The sequence below is a fragment of the Occallatibacter sp. FHG110214_02 genome, from assembly GCF_059115385.1.
The window spans coordinates 1-16,121 of record NZ_JBZYWK010000020.1 but is presented as its reverse complement, the minus strand read 5'-3'; the positions used below and the strand labels follow the sequence as shown (position 1 = coordinate 16,121).

Sequence of the window (16,121 nt, the reverse complement as noted above, 5' to 3'; positions counted from 1 at the left end):
GCTTGCGGCTTAGAGAGCGCGAACGTTCTCTGCCTGCCAGCCCTTGGGTCCCTTGACCACATCGAACTGAACAGCCTGACCTTCCTGGAGCGAACGGAAGCCGTTCGTCTGAATTGCCGAGAAGTGCACGAAGACGTCTTCGCCATTGGGGCGGCTCAGAAAGCCGAAGCCCTTGGCATCGTTAAACCATTTCACAGTACCCTGTTCCATAAAAATCTCCTACCTGGTGATGATGTATCGCGGAACTCAAGTGGAGTTGATTGCGAGTCAGGCGTATAACCGGGAACAGGCAAGAAAACCAAGTCTAAATTCAACGACCAGAATTTATTATAACTCGTTTTGCGATTTTGCGGTGGGGCGTATGCGGAAGGCCCGGTAGCGGCCTACCAGGCTGGCTGGGCCGGTAACGGTGAGATAGACGATGTTCCCTTCGTAGCGGCGGCTATGGATGACCATGCCCGCTTCAATGGCTGCCAGGACGGCGCCTTCGTGCTGCGGGATGCGGAATTCAGCTTCCAAGAGCAGGTCAGAGTGCAGCGCCTGGTCGATGGCGGCGAAGAGGGCTTCGGTTCCCTCCCCTGTTCTAGCGGAGAGCGCCACCGCGCCTTCTCCTTTCGGACTGGCTGCCAGGCGGTGCGAGAGAGCTTCTCGGGCCGGGATGTCGAGCAGGTCAATTTTGTTAAGAACTTCAATGCGGGGCTTGGTCAGGGCTTCGAGCTCGCCGAGGACTTTTTCCACCTGCGCTTTTTGCTCTTCCCCGTAGGTGCTGGCGGAGTCGCGGACGTGGAGAAGGACTTCGGCCTGCTGCACCTCTTCCAGCGTGGCGCGGAAGCTGGTGACGAGCGTGTGGGGCAGATTACGGATGAAGCCTACCGTGTCGGACAGCAGGACTTTGCGACGGCTGGGGAGCTCGATGGCGCGAAGCTTCGGGTCGAGCGTGGCGAACATGCGTGAGGACGAGAGGACGTGGGCTCCGGTAAGGCGGTTGAAGAGCGTGCTTTTGCCGGCGTTGGTGTAGCCGACGAGGGCCACCGTTGGCACGGGAACGGCTTCACGGCGCTGGCGCTGCTGGCGACGGACGCGACGGACGTCTTCGAGGTTCTGCTTGAGGTGGTCGATGCGGCGCTGAATGCGGCGGCGGTCGGTTTCAAGCTGGGTTTCTCCGGGGCCTCGGGTACCGATGCCGCCGCCTAGCTGAGACATGGCTTTGCCGCGTCCGGTGAGCCGCGGGAGCATGTATTCAAGCTGGGCGAGCTCCACCTGCAACTGGCCTTCGCGGGTTCGAGCGTGGCGGGCGAAGATATCGAGGATGAGCTGGGTTCGATCGAGAACGCGGGAGGGCAGCGCAGCTTCCAGGTTGCGGAGCTGCGTGGGGCTGAGGTCGTGGTCGAAGAGGATGAGGTCGGCCTCTGCGGAGGCGGCGATGCCGGAGAGCTCTTCCAGCTTGCCGGGACCGATGAGCGTAGCGGGGTCGGGACGCTGGCGGCGCTGAGTCAGCTCAGCAACAATTTCTCCGCCGGCGCTGAGGACAAGCTCGCGGAATTCGGCGAGAGATTCCTCTGCATCGAGAGAGTGAGGGGTGGAGGCGGGAACAGACGTTGGCTCCTGCGCATCGAGGTGGGCATCATCGACACGCAGAGCTACGCGCGCTCCGGCTGATCCGGTGCGCTTGCTAGGCAAGCGGAGGGGAAAATCAACCCCAACCAAAATGGCGCGTTCCGGGCTGGTGTGCTTAGACAGGGCGCGCCGGTTCTCTTCAACTGCCAACGGCAACGGCTCCGCTGGCCGGTGCGGCTGGCACGGAGGCCGGGCCGACTCCGGCATGAGCTGCGGGAGCGCGATGGTCGGAATGCATCACGTTACGGCTGCTCACAACGGTTGAGATGGCGTGCTTGAAGATCAGCTGCTCCTGGCTGTTGTTTTCCAGCAGTACGGAATACTTGTCAAAGGAGCGGATCTTTCCGGTGAGCTTAACTCCGCTGACAAGGTAAATGGTGATGGGGGTTTTGTCCTTGCGGACCGTGTTCAGGAAGGTGTCCTGAATATTTTGTGCCGGCTTATTTTCCATGTGTGCCGATCTCCTGCTTCCTCTTCGGGTTGGTGGTGCTTGTTGTCTTTCCGTATAGAAACAATGGGAGCGGGGCCGACGCCGGAAGGCCCGAGATCGGAAATTCCCGCAATGGGACAACAATATAGTGGTTTTGGATGGTTTTCAACTGCTTAAGGTTGCAAGGTGAGCGGAAATGTGTGGTTAAGCAGGGGTTGCGGGATGCGGACCAGGGTGGCAAAGCCGCTGCTAGGATGAAGAGGTGAAAGAAGTTTCCGGTGTGCCTATGACGTCTGCTGCGAAGAATGTGCCTGTACCGATGCTGGATTTAGAACGGCAGTATGCTCCACTGCGTGAGGAGCTGCTGGAAGCGCTGACGGGCGTGCTGGATTCGCGGCAGTTCATTCTGGGCGGTGCCGTGGCGGAGTTTGAAAAGGCCGGGGCGGCGCAGCTTGGCGTGAAGCACGGGATTGGGTGCGCCTCCGGAACAGATGCGCTTTGGCTGGCGCTGGCGGCTGCGGGAGTTGGGCCGGGTGATGCCGTGGTGACTACACCGTTCAGCTTTTTTGCTTCGGTAAGCGCGATTTTGCGGGCCGGAGCGAAGGCGGTGCTGGCGGATATTGAGCCGGTTCACTTCAATCTTGATCCGAGCGCGGTGCGCGTGGTGCTGCAAAGCGGGCGCGGCGAAGGCGTAAAGGCCATGTTGCCGGTACACCTTTATGGGCAGTGTGTGGATTGGACCGCATTTGATGCGCTGGCGCGGGAACGCGGGTTAAAGCTCGTCGAAGACGCGGCACAGGCCTGGGGCGCGGAGTGGAACGGCGTGAAGGCCGGCGGACTGGGCGATGCAGCAGCATTCAGCTTTTATCCCACAAAGAATTTGAGCGCGGCAGGCGATGCGGGAATGGTTACCACCAATTCCGATGAGATTGCCGAGCGGGCGCAGATGCTGCGTCAGCATGGGATGCGGCGGCGGTACTACCACGATGAAGTGGGCTGGAATGCCCGAATGGACGGTTTTCAAGGGGCTGTACTTTCCGTCAAGCTGAAGCATATTGATGGATGGAACGAGGCTCGGCGTGCAGCGGCAGAGCGGTATGACTCGCTGTTTCGCTCGACGGGGCTGGCGGAGGCAGGGCCATATCCGCGAAATGGCGTGGTGTTGCCGTTTGAGGCGCAGGGTGCGCGGCATGTGTGGCACCAGTATGTGATTCGGACGCCGAAGCGGGATGCGCTGCGGGAGTTTTTGACCAGCCGGAAGATTGGGTCGGAGATTTACTACCCTGTGCCTCTGCACTTGCAGGCGGCGCTGCAGTCGCTGGGCTATAGCGAAGGCGATTTCCCTGAAGCGGAACGCGCAGCGCGGGAAGTGCTGGCGCTGCCTATTTTTCCAGAGATTCGCGAAGAAGAACAGCAGACGGTAGTGGCAGCGATTGCAGAGTTTTTGAGCTAAAAACGATGCTGCGTGCCCAGGTGGGTGCGCAGCATATCTCCGTATTCCTATCTGCTGCTTCTCTATCTTTTCCCAAGGCGCCATGCGCTTTCTGAAAGTCACATCCTTTTTAAAAATTGGCCTTTCTCTCCGCGAGTTCCGGTTCGGCGCTTAGAAGCCGCTGAATCGTCCATGAGCTTTCACTAATCCGGCTGACTCGCCGATATCGACGCTACATATCCAGTGGATTTTGGGGTGTCCCTGTTCCGCAAGCCGCGGACAGGGCTCCCCCTCGCACGTTCGCCCACAACAATATGCGTCACCGCCGGTTCAGAAGCCCTCTGCTTGTGACGCCAGCAACCTAACTCTTCCTGGGAGAAAAAGAGTCATGAAAGCGCTATACGATTTGAAAGTCGGAACCAAACTGGCAATCGCCTTTGCCTTAGTCAGCCTGATTACGGCTCTCGTTGGCTACATGGGAATTTACAACATGGGCCGGATTGCCGATATGACCTCGACGTCTTACAACAAGGAAACACTCGGCATTGTGCACCTGAAACAAACAGCCATCGAGCTGGTCAGCATGGCGCGTGCGGAAAAGAATCTGCTTCTTGCCAGCTCTCCGGAAGAGCGTGAAAAGTACCGGAGCGGACTTCTCGAATTTCAGGACAATGTAGACAAACAACTGGAAGAAGCGCGCCCGCTTATCTATACCGAGCGCGGCAAGGCCCTGCTGGCTCAAATTGATGAGGCATGGAAAGAGCGGAAGGCGGTTGAGCAGCAGATTCTGGATCTGGCAGCGAAAGACCAGCTTTCCCAGAGGCGCGATTCTGTTGAGCTTTCGTTTGGGCTTGGGCGGCAGAAAGCCGATGCGATGGAAAACGCTCTCAACAGCCTTGTGGCGATTAAGGAGACGGACGCCAAGGACTTTGTTGACAGTGCAATGCAGATTTATCACTCCAGCCGCACCTTCATGGTGGTTCTGGCAACGGGCGGCGTCATGCTGGGCATGGCGATTGGCATCTTCCTGCACCGCCTGATTGTGCCGCCGCTGCAGCAGGTTTGCTCGGCGCTGACTCGCGTGGCCAACAAGGACCTGCGCGTGCAGCTGGAGCCTCTGGGCAAGGACGAGATTGGAAAACTGGTTATTGACTTAAACCATTGCGCCGAGGCCATGCGCGATGTGATGAAGTCCATTTCCACGGGCACGGAGACACTTTCTTCCGCGGCGCTGGAACTGAGCGCGCGGTCGGAACAGGCAGGCGGCAATGCGCAGAGCCAGTCGCAGAAAACACAGCAGATTGCAGCCGCATCGCAGGAAATGACCGCAACGATTGGAGAGATTGGCCGCAACCTGACGAGCGCCAGCAACTCCAGCCGGGAATCGGCAAACAACGCCTCTGATGGCGGCGCGGTGATGCAGGAGATTGCAGCTACCATGTCGCGGCTATCTGCCTCGACAGAGCAGACCGTGGAGAAGATGCGCGCGCTTGCGAAACGCTCCGAGGAGATTGGCGCGGTTGTCACTACGATTCAGGAGATTAGTGAGCAGACCAACCTGCTGGCCCTGAACGCGACCATTGAAGCAGCCCGAGCGGGTGAGCAGGGACGCGGGTTTGCCGTGGTTGCAGGCGAAGTGCGGCGTCTGGCTGAGCGCACCAAATCCGCAACCGAGGAGATTGCCGGCACCATCCGGAATATTCAGCAGGAAACGGATGAGGCATCCCGAATGATGGAAGCGAGCAGCGGCGAAGTCGAAGCTTCCATCAAGGCCACGCAGCGTGCACAGGATGGCATGTCCTCCATCATCAGCTCCTCTGGCGAAATGGACGCGATGATTCAGCAGATTTCCGCGGCGGTGACCGAACAGACTGCGGCGGCTGGAGAGATTGCCGGCGGAGCGGAGCTGATTTCCAAGCTCTCGATTGAAAACGCGCAAGTGGCGGCGGATAACACCTCCGCTTGCAAGAGCCTTTCTCACCTGGCAAATGACCTGGAAGGCATCCTGGTGCAGTTCCAGATGAGCTAAGCGGTACTGCAATTGGGTACGGCACAGGCGGCGGAGTCTAAGCACTCCGCCGCCTGTGCTTTGCGGGCATGAAGCGTTGTGATGGTGCTCCGGGACGGTTCGCGGGCAGAGGCATTTAGAATCAACGCAAGATGAAATGTCCCTATTGCGGATTTGCCCAGGACAAGGTGGTGGACTCGCGCGAGAGCAAAGAGGCGGATTCGATTCGCCGGCGGCGCGAGTGCGAGAGCTGCGGACGGCGCTTTACCACGTATGAGCGCATCGACGAGATTCCCTACATGGTGGTGAAGAAGGACGGTCGGCGCGAGCGCTTTGACCGCCAGAAGATTTTGAGCGGGTTGCTGCGTGCCTGCGAGAAGCGTCCGGTTGCTTTGTCGAAGCTGGAAGAGATTGTGAATGCCTCGGAGACCTTCCTGGTGGATGCGCCGGAGCGGGAGCGCTCGACGCGTGAGATTGGCGAGCTGATTATGAGCCATCTCAAGGGACTGGATACGGTCGCGTACATTCGGTTTGCTTCTGTTTACCGTGATTTCAAGGATGTGCGCGAGTTTAAAGAAGAGCTGGAAGGGTTGTTGGACGGAAACAGGGCAAAGAAGAAGTAAAAAACAGCTTTTAGCTGTTAGCTCCTAGCTTTTAGCTCATCCCGGTAGAACGTGGATATGAGCATGAGCGAAGGGCGGCAAAGCTAAGAGCTAGAAGCTAGGAGCTAAGGACTGCTTTTATGGCGCATAAGGTTACGTTGATTCCCGGAGATGGGATTGGGCCTGAGGTTTCGCAGGCGGTTGTTCGGATTCTGGAAGCGACCGGCGTGAAGTTTGAGTGGGAGCGGTATGCGGCGGGTGCGGAAGCTTACGAGATTCATGGCGAGTACATTCCTGCTGAGCTTTACGAGTCGATTGAACGGAACAAGGTGGCTCTAAAAGGGCCGGTGACGACTCCGATAGGCGGCGGCTTTAAGAGCATTAACGTGACTCTGCGCAAGAAGTTCGATTTGTTTGCGAACTTCCGTCCGATTAAGAATCTGCCGGGGCTTGAGACTCGCTATCCGAACGTGGACCTGATTATTGTTCGCGAGAATACCGAAGACTTGTACGTTGGCATCGAGCACGAGGTGGTTCCGGGCGTGGTCGAGAGCATAAAGGTGATTACGGAGAAGGGTTCGACGCGTATTGCGGAGTTTGCCTTTGACTATGCGCAGAAGCATGGGCGCAAAAAGATTCATGCGATTCACAAGGCGAACATCATGAAGCTCTCCGATGGGCTGTTTTTGAAGTGTGCTCGGAAGGTTTCAGAGAGATTTCCGAATGTGCAGTATGCGGAGCACATTATCGACAACACCTGCATGCAGCTTGTGATGAATCCTTACCAGTACGACACGTTGCTGCTGGAAAACCTCTACGGCGATATTGTGAGCGACCTTTGCGCGGCGTTTGTGGGCGGCCTTGGGCTGGTGCCGGGCGCGAACATTGGCGTGGATTGCGCGATCTTTGAGGCGGTGCATGGCTCGGCGCCGGATATTGCGGGCAAGGATATTGCGAATCCTACGGCTCTGTTGCAGTCGGCGGTTCTGATGCTGCATCACCTGAACGAAACGGACGCGGCGGAGAAAGTGCAGAAGGCTCTGGAAACTGTCTATGCCGAAGGAAAGACGCTGACGCGCGATGTGGGCGGCAAGGCGAGCACTTCGCAGTTTGCGGACGCTGTGCTGAAAGCGATGTAACAGGATCAGGTTTCAGAGATCAGGGGTCAGGAAAAGCTATGAAGCATTTTTTGCTGTTTTACGAGCTTGAGAAGGATTATCTGGAGCGGCGTGGGGAGTTTCGTGACGCGCATCTCACGCAGGCGTGGAATGCCAGCAATGACGGCGACCTGATGATTGCCGGGGCGCTGGCAAATCCGGCTGACATGTCCGTGTTTCTTTTCAAGGGTGAGACGGGAGAAGCTGCCGAGAAGTTTGCGAAGACTGACCCCTACGTTCTCAACGGGATTGTGAAACGCTGGTATGTGCGCGAATGGATGACGGTGGTTGGCGAGAGTTGCTCGGCTGCCGTTTATCCGGCGGGATATCGGTAGATTTCCGCTTCTCTTCTCCATTCACAGGCCGCGATTCCCCGTTCGCGGCCTTTAGTTTTCTATTCCTTGCACATAGAGGTGCTTGTTCCCTGCACTTCCCTGTACACTGGAGTGTTTACACAACTACCATGCAAAACAAATATCCAATCGGCATTCTGGGCGCGACCGGCATGGTCGGCCAGCGGTTTATTCAACTGCTTGAGAACCATCCGTGGTTTGAAGTGACATGGCTTGCGGCGAGCGACCGCTCGAGCGGCAAGCTGTATGGCGAGGCGGCAAAGTGGAAGCTCGACACGCCGCTGCCGGAGCGGATTGCGCAGATGCGCGTCTCGCCCGCGGAGCCAACCGGCGCACCGAAGATTATCTTTGCGGCGCTCGACTCGGACATTGCGAAAGAGATGGAGCCGAAGTTTGCCGAAGCGGGCTGCGCGGTTGTTTCCAACTCCAGCGCCTTCCGCATGACTCCGAATGTGCCGCTGGTGATTCCCGAGGTGAATGCGGACCATCTGCATCTCATCGAGGAGCAGCCGTGGCGCAAGGAAAGCGGCGGGTACATGGTGACGAACCCGAACTGCTCGGCGATTGGGCTGGTGCTGGCGTTGAAGCCGCTGGAAGAGCGCTTCGGCATTGAAAAGATTTTTGTGACGACGATGCAGGCGGTGAGCGGCGCGGGGTATCCGGGCGTGCCTTCGATGGACATCCTGGGCAACGTGGTTCCCTTCATCAAGAATGAAGAAGAGAAGATGCAGGAGGAGACGCTGAAGCTGTTGGGCAAGCTCTCCGGCGCGACGGTTTCTCCGCTTGAGGCGGGTATGAGCGCGCATTGCAATCGCGTGGCGGTTGAGGATGGGCATACGGAGTCTGTCTCGATTCAGTTGAAGAAGAAGGCGACGCGCGAGGAGATTCTGGCGGCGTGGGCGGAGTTCCAGCCGCTGAAGGGGCAGGATTTGCCGATGGCTCCGGAGCAGCCGATTGAGTGGGCTCCGCAGGAGGACCGGCCTCAGCCTCGTTTGGACCGCAATCGCGGACGCGGGATGGCTGTGACGGTTGGCCGGCTGCGGCCTTGCGGTCTGCTTGACTGGAAGTTCACGGTGCTCTCGCACAATACGGTTCGCGGGGCTGCGGGTGCGGCGATTCTGAACGCGGAACTGCTGGCGAGCCTGGGCAAGTTGGAACCAGTGGCGGAAGTTGCCGCAAAGGCATAGTTATCCCACGTCCGAGAACACGGACGTGGGGCACTCATTTGTTTTGACCTTGGAAAAGAGAAAGCGCGCATGAGTCTGGTGGTGATGAAGTTTGGCGGCACGTCCGTGGAAGATCCGGCGGCCATCGAGCGCACTGCCGCCATTGTGGCGGGACGTGTGGCGGCGGGTAAGAAACCAGTTGTTGTTGTGAGCGCGATGGCGAAGGTCACCGACCAGTTGCTGCGTGCCGGTTCGTGCGCGGCTGCGGGCGATAAGAAAGGCGCACTGGCAATCAGCTCGCGGCTGCGGTCGCGGCATCGCGATACGGCTGCCGCGCTGGTGAAGGATACGGCCACGATTGCGGAGCTGCAGGCGTGGATTGATGCGAAGTTCGACTCGCTGGATGAAGTGCTGCGCGGGCTGGCGGCGATCCTGGAGCTTACGCCTCGCATTTCGGATTTAATTGTGGCGCATGGGGAACGGCTTTCGAGCCGTATTGTTGCGGCGGCGTTTCGTGAGCGCGGCATCCATGCGGAAGCTGCGGATGCGCGGCAGATTGTAATTACGGATTCGCAGTTTCAGAAGGCAATTCCGATAGACGCGGCGATTGAAAAGCGCGCGGAAGAAAAGCTGCGGCCGCTGGTGAATGCGGACAAGGTTCCGGTGATGGGCGGGTTTATTGGCTCCAATGAAGCCGGAATTACGACGACGCTGGGACGCGGCGGGTCAGACTTTACCGGGGCGCTGATTGGCGGGGCGTTGAATGCGGAAGCCATCGAAATCTGGACGGATGTGGATGGCATTATGACGACGGACCCGCGGGTGGCTCCGGATGCGCTGCGGGTGAAGGTTATCAGCTTTGAAGAGGCTGCCGAGCTGGCTTACTTTGGTGCGAAGGTACTGCACCCGGCGACGATTCTGCCGGCGGTGAAGAAGAATATCCCGGTGCTGGTGCTGAACAGCAAGAATCCTACGAATGAGGGCACGCGGATTATCTCCGTCGCGCCGCATTGCAGCAGCCCGTTCAAGTCGATTGCTGTGAAGAAGAAGCTGAGCATTATCGACGTGGTTGCGAGCCGCATGCTGATGACGCATGGGTATCTGAAGGAGATTTTTACCATCTTCGACAAGCATCAGTGCCCGGTGGATATGGTTTCGACGAGCGAGGTTTCGGTTTCGCTGACGGTGGATTCCAATGACAAGCTGCCGCTGATTGCCGCTGAGCTGAGCAAGCTGGCTGATGTGAAGTATGAAGGCAAGAAAGCGCTGGTCTGCCTGGTTGGCGAGGATATTCGCGGACAGAACGGCATGGCGGCGCAGGTATTTAATGCGGTGAAGCACATCAATGTGCGGATGATTTCGCAGGGAGCGAGCGAAATCAACATGAGTTTCATGATTGAAGAGGATGATGCGGATGAGGCGGTGCGCTCGCTGCATGCTGCGTTCTTCCAGAATCCTGATCCAAATGTGTTTGATGTGGAAGCGCGGAAGGCAGCTTTTAGCTCTTAGCCTCTAGCTATTAGCTGGATTGTGCAGGTCGCGGCTTCCGAAGAAAACGCAGCCTCTTAGCCCTTGTAAGGTGGGCTAAGAGCTAAAAGCTAATAGCTAGGAGCTGTTCTTATGTTGTTTCTCGTGCTGGGCAAGGGCAAGACGGGCAGTCTGGTGACAGAGGTTGCGCGGGAGCGCGGACATAGCGTGCGCGTGCTGGACTTCAAGGAGAATCACGATGCGGCAGCGATTACGGCTCCGACGCTGGCCGGTGTGGATGCGGTGATTGATTTCACCAATGCGGATGCGGCGATGCTGAATATTCGCGCGGTGCTGGCACTGGGCGGCAAGATTGTTGTGGGCACGACGGGATGGTATGCGGCTCTCGACGAGATGCGCGCGAAGACGGCACGCGGTGGAGCACTGCTCTACGGCACCAACTTTTCGATTGGCGTGCAGAAGTTTTTCCGTCTGACGGAAGAGCTGGCGAAACTGGATGGATATGAGTTTTCGATTGAAGAAACGCATCATACGTCCAAGCTGGATTCGCCCTCGGGAACGGCTCTTACCCTGAAGGAGATTCTGCAGGCGGCGCATCCGGGTACGGAGATTCGCGTAGACGCGCAGCGCGTGGGCGATGCGAATGGCGAGCATATTGTGAAGGCCAAGAGCGACGTGGATGTGATTGAGCTGCGGCATGACGCGAGTAACCGACGCGGGTTTGCGCTGGGTGCGGTGCGGGCAGCGGAGTGGCTGGCGCATCAGAAGTCGGGAGCGTGGGATTTCCGCGAGGTCTTTGACAAGCTGTAGGAATTCTTAATTTGGAACAGGCAGGCCGGGGATAACTCCTCGGCCTTTTGCTTTTCTTTCATTACAATTAGGCATCCGTTTCGTCATTGCACTGGACGTATTGACGCAAATTCACGCGTGGGGGATATGCGGGATGCCCGGTTTGGTTGCTGTGTTGAAGGCGTATCGCTGGAGCTTGTTGGCGGCGTGTTTACTTCTTGTCATGCCGCTGTTATCTGCGCAGGCTGCTGCTGCTCCGGCGGCGCAGGATAGCGCAAAGACATTCGAATATGAGGCTGTTGCCATTCATCCATCCAAGATGGATAACGGCATGATGTGGCAAACCAACGACGACAGCTTCACGACAAAAGGGAGCACGGTTCGCTCACTCCTGATGAATGCCTACAACCTGATTCTTGAGGACCAGATTGAGGGATTACCCGGCTGGGCGGATAGCGATAAGTTCGATGTCCAGGCCAAGATGGATGCCGAGACGGCTGCGGCACTCAAGAAGCTGTCTCGTGAGGAACGGAACAAACAGCATGCACAGATGCTGCAGGCGATTCTGGCGGACCGCCTCCATCTGAAGGTTCATCACGACACCAAGGTGCTTCCCGTCTATGAACTGGTGGTGGCCAAGGGCGGCTCGAAGCTGAAGCCAGCCGCGCCTGACGCGAACGGGGGCTATTCCATCGGCTTTGGCGGCAAAGAAGAGTACATGAAAGGACAAGCAATAGAGATTGCATCCATGGCCTTCAGCCTGTCCAACAACGTGGGTCGCATTATTGTGGATAAGACTGGGTTAACGGGGAAATACGAAGTCGATCTGAAGTGGTCGCCGCAGGAAAATCAGGGCTCGGGGGATGATACAGGCCCGTCGATTTTCACCGCACTGCAGGAGCAGCTTGGGTTGAAGCTGGAACCGTCGAAGGCTCCGGTGGAGTCGATTGTGGTGGAGCATGTGGAGCGGCCTACGGAGAATTAGCGGCGCAAATCCGGTTAAGCGGCAGAGAAGATTGGGTGTGGAAAACTCCGGGATTCGCATGACGTTATAAACTGGGCTGTCATGGAAACGACAGGTTGCGGTACAGCGATTGTTACGCCCTTCCGGGTGGATGGCTCAGTGGACGACGAGGCGCTTCGGGCGCTGGTTCATTGGCAGGTTGACTCCGGTATTGATTTCATAGTGGCTTGCGGGTCTACAGGTGAGGCAGCGACGCTTGACGAAGACGAGTGGCTGCATGTGATTCGCGTTGTGGTGGAAACTGCGGGCGGGCGCGTGCCGGTGTGGGCTGGGTGCTCGCACAACTCGACGCGGGCAGTGCTGAATCTGGCGGCGAAGCTGCGTACGGTGCCGGGTGTGGCTGCGGTGCTTACTTCCAATCCCTGGTACAACAAGCCTTCGCAGGAAGGGCAGTATCAGCACTTTCTGGCGCTGGCGCGGGAGCTGTCTCCGCTGCCGGTGTGCCTGTACAACGTGCCGGGACGGACGGCGGCGAATCTTGAGCCGCAGACGGTGGCGCGGCTGGCTGGCGATGCTCCGAATATCCAGGCGATTAAGGAAGCTAGCGGCAGGGTAGAGCAGATTAAGCAGCTTGTGCATCTGTTGCCGCGGGAGTTCAAAGTTTTCTCCGGCGATGATGGGCTGGCGCTGGCGGCGATTGCCGCAGGAGCGAATGGGCTTATCAGCGTGGCTTCCAACGAGGCTCCGGCAGAGGTTGGGCGCATGGTGCGCTCTGCCCTGCTGAATGACTGGACGCAGGCTCGCGAGATTGAACGGCGCTATACGCGGCTGTTTGAAGCGAACTTCTGGGATTCCAACCCTTCGCCGGTGAAAACGGTGCTGAACCTGATGGGCAAGACGAACGATACTGTCCGGTTGCCGCTTGTGCCGCCTGATCCGCAGACTCGGCATAAGCTGGAGCGCGTGGTCGGTGAGCTGGGGTTGTTGAAGCATCTTCCGAATACGGGGAACGAGCTGTTTTAAAGCGGCATGGAATAGAAGACGGGTAGCGGGAGTGCTGTCTCCATCTCCAGATTTGGAGATGGGGGCGTGATTGGCCTGTTATTCTTTTGGGGAATTCCGCACCTGATTCTCTGGCAACTTCTGCCACACCTGAGGGATACATGTTTCGTATGACCAGTTCTCTGCCCTGTCGCCGTTCGTTTACCGGCGCGACGGGATTTGTTGCTTCGTTGCTTGTTTCCGCTGCTGCTTTTGCGAATGCGCAGGCTCCGGCGCTCCACGTGATGCCGCTGCCGCGTTCTGTACAGCCGGGGACGGGCAAATTTGTGGTGGATGACCAGTTCAACATCCTTTTAGAAGGACAGCATGATGCGCGCCTGGATGCGGCGGCGGGGCGATTTATTGACCGGCTGGACCGGCAGTGCGGCGGAGTGCGGCGCTCGCTTTATGGTTTCCATGCGCATCCAGATGCGAAGGCGGGGCACCCGTTTGTGGTTCATGTGGCAGGGCCGGGCGCGGTTGTGCAGGGTCTGAATGAGGACGAGAGCTACAAGCTCACAGTAACGGATGGAAGCGTGGAGTTGAGCGCAGCTACCGATGTGGGAGCGATGCACGGCTTTGAGACGTTTTTGCAGCTTGCGGAGCCTACGGGCAGCGCTTGCTGGCTGCCTGCGGTGACGATTGATGATGCTCCGCGGTTTCCGTGGCGTGGGTTCATGCTTGATGTTTCGCGGCACTTTGAGCCGATTTCAATGATTGAGCGGACGCTGGATGGGATGGCGATTGCCAAGCTGAATGTCTTTCACTGGCATCTGAGCGACGACCAGGGGTTCCGCGCGGAGAGCAAGCTGTATCCGCGGTTTACGCAAGTGGCAAGCGACGGCTTGTATTACACGCAGGATGAGATGCGGCACATTGTGGAGTATGCGCGGGCGCGGGGAATTCGCGTGGTGCCTGAGTTTGATGTGCCGGGGCATACGTCGAGCTGGCTGCTGGCGTATCCAGAGATTGGCGCGGGCGAGGACATCAAGGAGATGCCGGAAGGGTTTGGGATTCCGCAGGCGGAGCTTGATCCTTCCAACGAGAAGACGTTTGTGTTTCTCGACCGCTTTATTGGCGAGATGGCGGCAATTTTCCCGGATGCCTATTTCCACATTGGCGGCGATGAGACGAAGGGCAAGGGCTGGCTGGAGAATCCGCGCATCAAGGCTTTCATGGATAAGAAGGGCTTCCAGAAGCCGGAGGAGTTGCAGGCGTATTTCAACACGCGGCTGCTACCGATTTTGACGAAGCACAACAAGAAGATGATGGGTTGGGATGAGATTCTGCAGCCGACGCTGCCGAAGGACATCATGATTCAGAGCTGGCGCGGAGAGAAGTCGCTGGGCGAGGGCGCGGCGCAGGGGTATACGGGGATTCTTTCGGCTCCGTATTACCTGGACCACCAGAAGACGAACGAGATGATGTTCCTTTCGGACCCGATTCCGTCGAATACTACGTTGACGGCGGAACAGCAGAGGCTGATTCTGGGCGGCGAAGTGACGATGTGGGGCGAACATATCAATCCTGAGACTTCGGACTCGCGCATTTGGCCACGCATGTTGTCGGTGGCGGAGCGGTTCTGGTCGCCGCAGTCGGATACGGATGTGAAGGATATGTACCGGCGGCTGCAGATTACTTCACTGGAGCTGGAAGATGTGGGGCTTACGCACATCTCGGGGCCGCAGAAGCTAAGGCGGAGTTTGGCGGGTAAGGAGAACAAGGACCTGGAGCTGTATGCCAGCGTGCTGGAGCCGACGAACCTTGGTGAGCGCGCGCATGTGCAGCATACAGACCGGCTGACTTCTTTCGACCGGATGGTGGATGCGGTTGTGGAAGATCCGGCGTCGCGGGAGGAGATTGCGGCGCAGGTGGATACGGCTATAAGCGGCAAGGGTGCCGAGCGGAAGCTGGCGATTCAGCGGCTGAAGGCGCAGTTTGTGAGCTGGCAGACGGCTGGGCCTGAAGTTGCCGCTTTGGCTGTGCAGAGAGTTCGGCTGAATGACCAGGCGACTCGGGCTACACAGTTTGGTGCGCTGGGTTCGGCGGGCGTGGAAGCGCTGGAGTATCTTGAGGACGATGCGGCTCCGCCGACGGGATGGAAGGATGCGAAGCTGGCTCTGATTGAGGATGCTAAGAAGCCTTCCGGGCTGGTGAAGTTTGATTTTCTGCCGGCGCTGCAGAAGTTGATTGAGGCGGCGGGGAAGTGAAAGGGCAGCTATTAGCTTCTAGCTATTCGCTCTTAGCTTGTTGGTGAAGGTGCTGGCTTTTGTGGTTATCCCATGTCTCCAAAATCGGGAGACATGGAGCACCTGAAGATTGTGGGAATGCAAAAGGCCCGGACGAATCGTCCGGGCCTTTTGTTTTGGGTGATGTGTGGCTTAGTTGGCGAGGGCGGCTTTTACGGCGTCGCTGACTAGCTTGCCTTCGGCGCGGAGGCCACTGGCCTGGATTTTGGCCTGGACAGCCTTGATGATGGGGCCCATTTCTTTGGGGCCGGGCTTGGCGCCGGTTGCTGCTTCGTGGGCTGAAACGGCTTCTGCGACGATGGCCTGCAGACCGGCTTCGTCTAGGGCTTTGGGGAGGAACTCCTCAATCACTGTGATTTCGGCGGCTTCTTTGGCGGCCAGTTCGGGGCGGTTGCCCTTGGTGAACTGCTCGATGGAGTCGCGGCGCTGCTTAATCATGGTGGCGAGGGTTTGCTGCTCCTCTGCCTCGGTGAGCGGGGCGCGCTTGTCGATCTCTTTGTTCTTGAGGGCCGTTTTAATGAGGCGGAGGGTGCCGGTGCGCTCGGCGTCGTGGGCCTTCATGGCGACGATGGTGAGTTGGCTGATTTGGGCTTCGAGGGACATGGGGTACAGCTCCTAGCTGCTAGCTTCTAGCTCTTAGCTTGTTTGTGGGTACGAAGCTTTAGTGTATCTCGTTTGTTTCCTGATGGGATTTTCGGGGGTTGCACCTTTATGTGTGCAAGAATGGGCGATATTCTGGCCTTATTATTTTCGCCTATATAACTGTAAATAATAAAGTTAAATGCGAAAATTCAGGATATTCGGGGGGGGGGGGGTGGGGGTTCT

Annotated in this window: 15 protein-coding genes; 11 read left to right on the top strand and 4 right to left on the bottom strand. The window is 58.0% G+C overall.

Annotated features, from left to right (window positions below; all coding sequences use genetic code 11):
• Positions 1 to 9: 9 nt before the first annotated feature.
• The 3 genes from AC5S3R_RS15895 to hfq all read right to left on the bottom strand — a co-directional run bounded on the left by AC5S3R_RS15895 (position 10) and on the right by hfq (position 2,068).
• Positions 10 to 210, bottom strand: a complete 201-nt coding sequence (locus AC5S3R_RS15895) for a cold-shock protein (protein WP_494268135.1) — start codon at positions 208 to 210, stop codon at positions 10 to 12.
• A gap of 117 nt (positions 211 to 327) precedes the next feature.
• The gene (hflX, locus tag AC5S3R_RS15890) at positions 328 to 1,767 is read right to left on the bottom strand and encodes a GTPase HflX (protein WP_494268134.1); all 1,440 of its coding nucleotides are present in this window, start codon (positions 1,765 to 1,767) and stop codon (positions 328 to 330) included.
• Complete coding sequence (hfq, locus tag AC5S3R_RS15885) at positions 1,757 to 2,068, bottom strand: RNA chaperone Hfq (RefSeq protein WP_494268132.1); 312 nt, start codon at positions 2,066 to 2,068, stop codon at positions 1,757 to 1,759. The genes hflX and hfq overlap by 11 nt, the downstream gene beginning before the upstream one ends.
• A 241-nt stretch (positions 2,069 to 2,309) precedes the next feature.
• On the opposite strand from hfq, the gene AC5S3R_RS15880 reads away from it, so the two are divergent.
• From AC5S3R_RS15880 to AC5S3R_RS15830, 11 genes are all read left to right on the top strand, one after another.
• Entirely contained in the window at positions 2,310 to 3,500 is a 1,191-nt protein-coding gene (locus AC5S3R_RS15880) for a DegT/DnrJ/EryC1/StrS family aminotransferase (protein ID WP_494268131.1), read from the top strand.
• Positions 3,501 to 3,867: 367 nt separating this feature from the next.
• The gene (locus tag AC5S3R_RS15875) at positions 3,868 to 5,508 is read left to right on the top strand and encodes a methyl-accepting chemotaxis protein (protein WP_494268130.1); all 1,641 of its coding nucleotides are present in this window, start codon (positions 3,868 to 3,870) and stop codon (positions 5,506 to 5,508) included.
• Positions 5,509 to 5,639: 131 nt separating this feature from the next.
• Positions 5,640 to 6,110 (top strand): transcriptional regulator NrdR, encoded by a 471-nt coding sequence (gene nrdR / locus AC5S3R_RS15870; protein WP_494268129.1) that lies wholly within the window; start codon positions 5,640 to 5,642, stop codon positions 6,108 to 6,110.
• 119 nt (positions 6,111 to 6,229) lie between these two features.
• Entirely contained in the window at positions 6,230 to 7,228 is a 999-nt protein-coding gene (locus tag AC5S3R_RS15865; RefSeq protein WP_494268128.1) for an isocitrate dehydrogenase (NAD(+)), read from the top strand.
• A gap of 38 nt (positions 7,229 to 7,266) precedes the next feature.
• Positions 7,267 to 7,581 carry a YciI-like protein gene (locus AC5S3R_RS15860; protein WP_494268127.1) on the top strand — a complete coding sequence of 105 codons (315 nt, stop codon included), beginning with the start codon at positions 7,267 to 7,269 and terminating at the stop codon, positions 7,579 to 7,581.
• 128 nt (positions 7,582 to 7,709) lie between these two features.
• The gene (gene asd, locus AC5S3R_RS15855) at positions 7,710 to 8,786 is read left to right on the top strand and encodes an aspartate-semialdehyde dehydrogenase (RefSeq protein WP_494268126.1); all 1,077 of its coding nucleotides are present in this window, start codon (positions 7,710 to 7,712) and stop codon (positions 8,784 to 8,786) included.
• Between the two features lie 69 nt (positions 8,787 to 8,855).
• On the top strand, positions 8,856 to 10,274 hold the full coding sequence (gene lysC, locus AC5S3R_RS15850; RefSeq protein WP_494268125.1) for a lysine-sensitive aspartokinase 3: 1,419 nt from the start codon (positions 8,856 to 8,858) through the stop codon (positions 10,272 to 10,274).
• A gap of 111 nt (positions 10,275 to 10,385) precedes the next feature.
• Positions 10,386 to 11,063 (top strand): 4-hydroxy-tetrahydrodipicolinate reductase, encoded by a 678-nt coding sequence (locus tag AC5S3R_RS15845; protein ID WP_494268124.1) that lies wholly within the window; start codon positions 10,386 to 10,388, stop codon positions 11,061 to 11,063.
• Between the two features lie 133 nt (positions 11,064 to 11,196).
• Positions 11,197 to 12,027: a TIGR03435 family protein gene (locus AC5S3R_RS15840; RefSeq protein ID WP_494268123.1), complete on the top strand. Its 831-nt coding sequence runs from the start codon at positions 11,197 to 11,199 to the stop codon at positions 12,025 to 12,027.
• 81 nt (positions 12,028 to 12,108) lie between these two features.
• Positions 12,109 to 13,029, top strand: coding sequence for a 4-hydroxy-tetrahydrodipicolinate synthase (gene dapA / locus AC5S3R_RS15835; protein ID WP_494268122.1), 921 nt, complete (start codon positions 12,109 to 12,111; stop codon positions 13,027 to 13,029).
• A gap of 149 nt (positions 13,030 to 13,178) precedes the next feature.
• Entirely contained in the window at positions 13,179 to 15,257 is a 2,079-nt protein-coding gene (locus tag AC5S3R_RS15830; RefSeq protein WP_494268120.1) for a beta-N-acetylhexosaminidase, read from the top strand.
• A 171-nt stretch (positions 15,258 to 15,428) separates the two neighbouring features.
• Here AC5S3R_RS15830 and AC5S3R_RS15825 read toward each other — a convergent pair whose 3' ends face one another.
• Entirely contained in the window at positions 15,429 to 15,899 is a 471-nt protein-coding gene (locus AC5S3R_RS15825) for a GatB/YqeY domain-containing protein (protein WP_494268119.1), read from the bottom strand.
• Between the last annotated feature and the right edge of the window lie 222 nt (positions 15,900 to 16,121).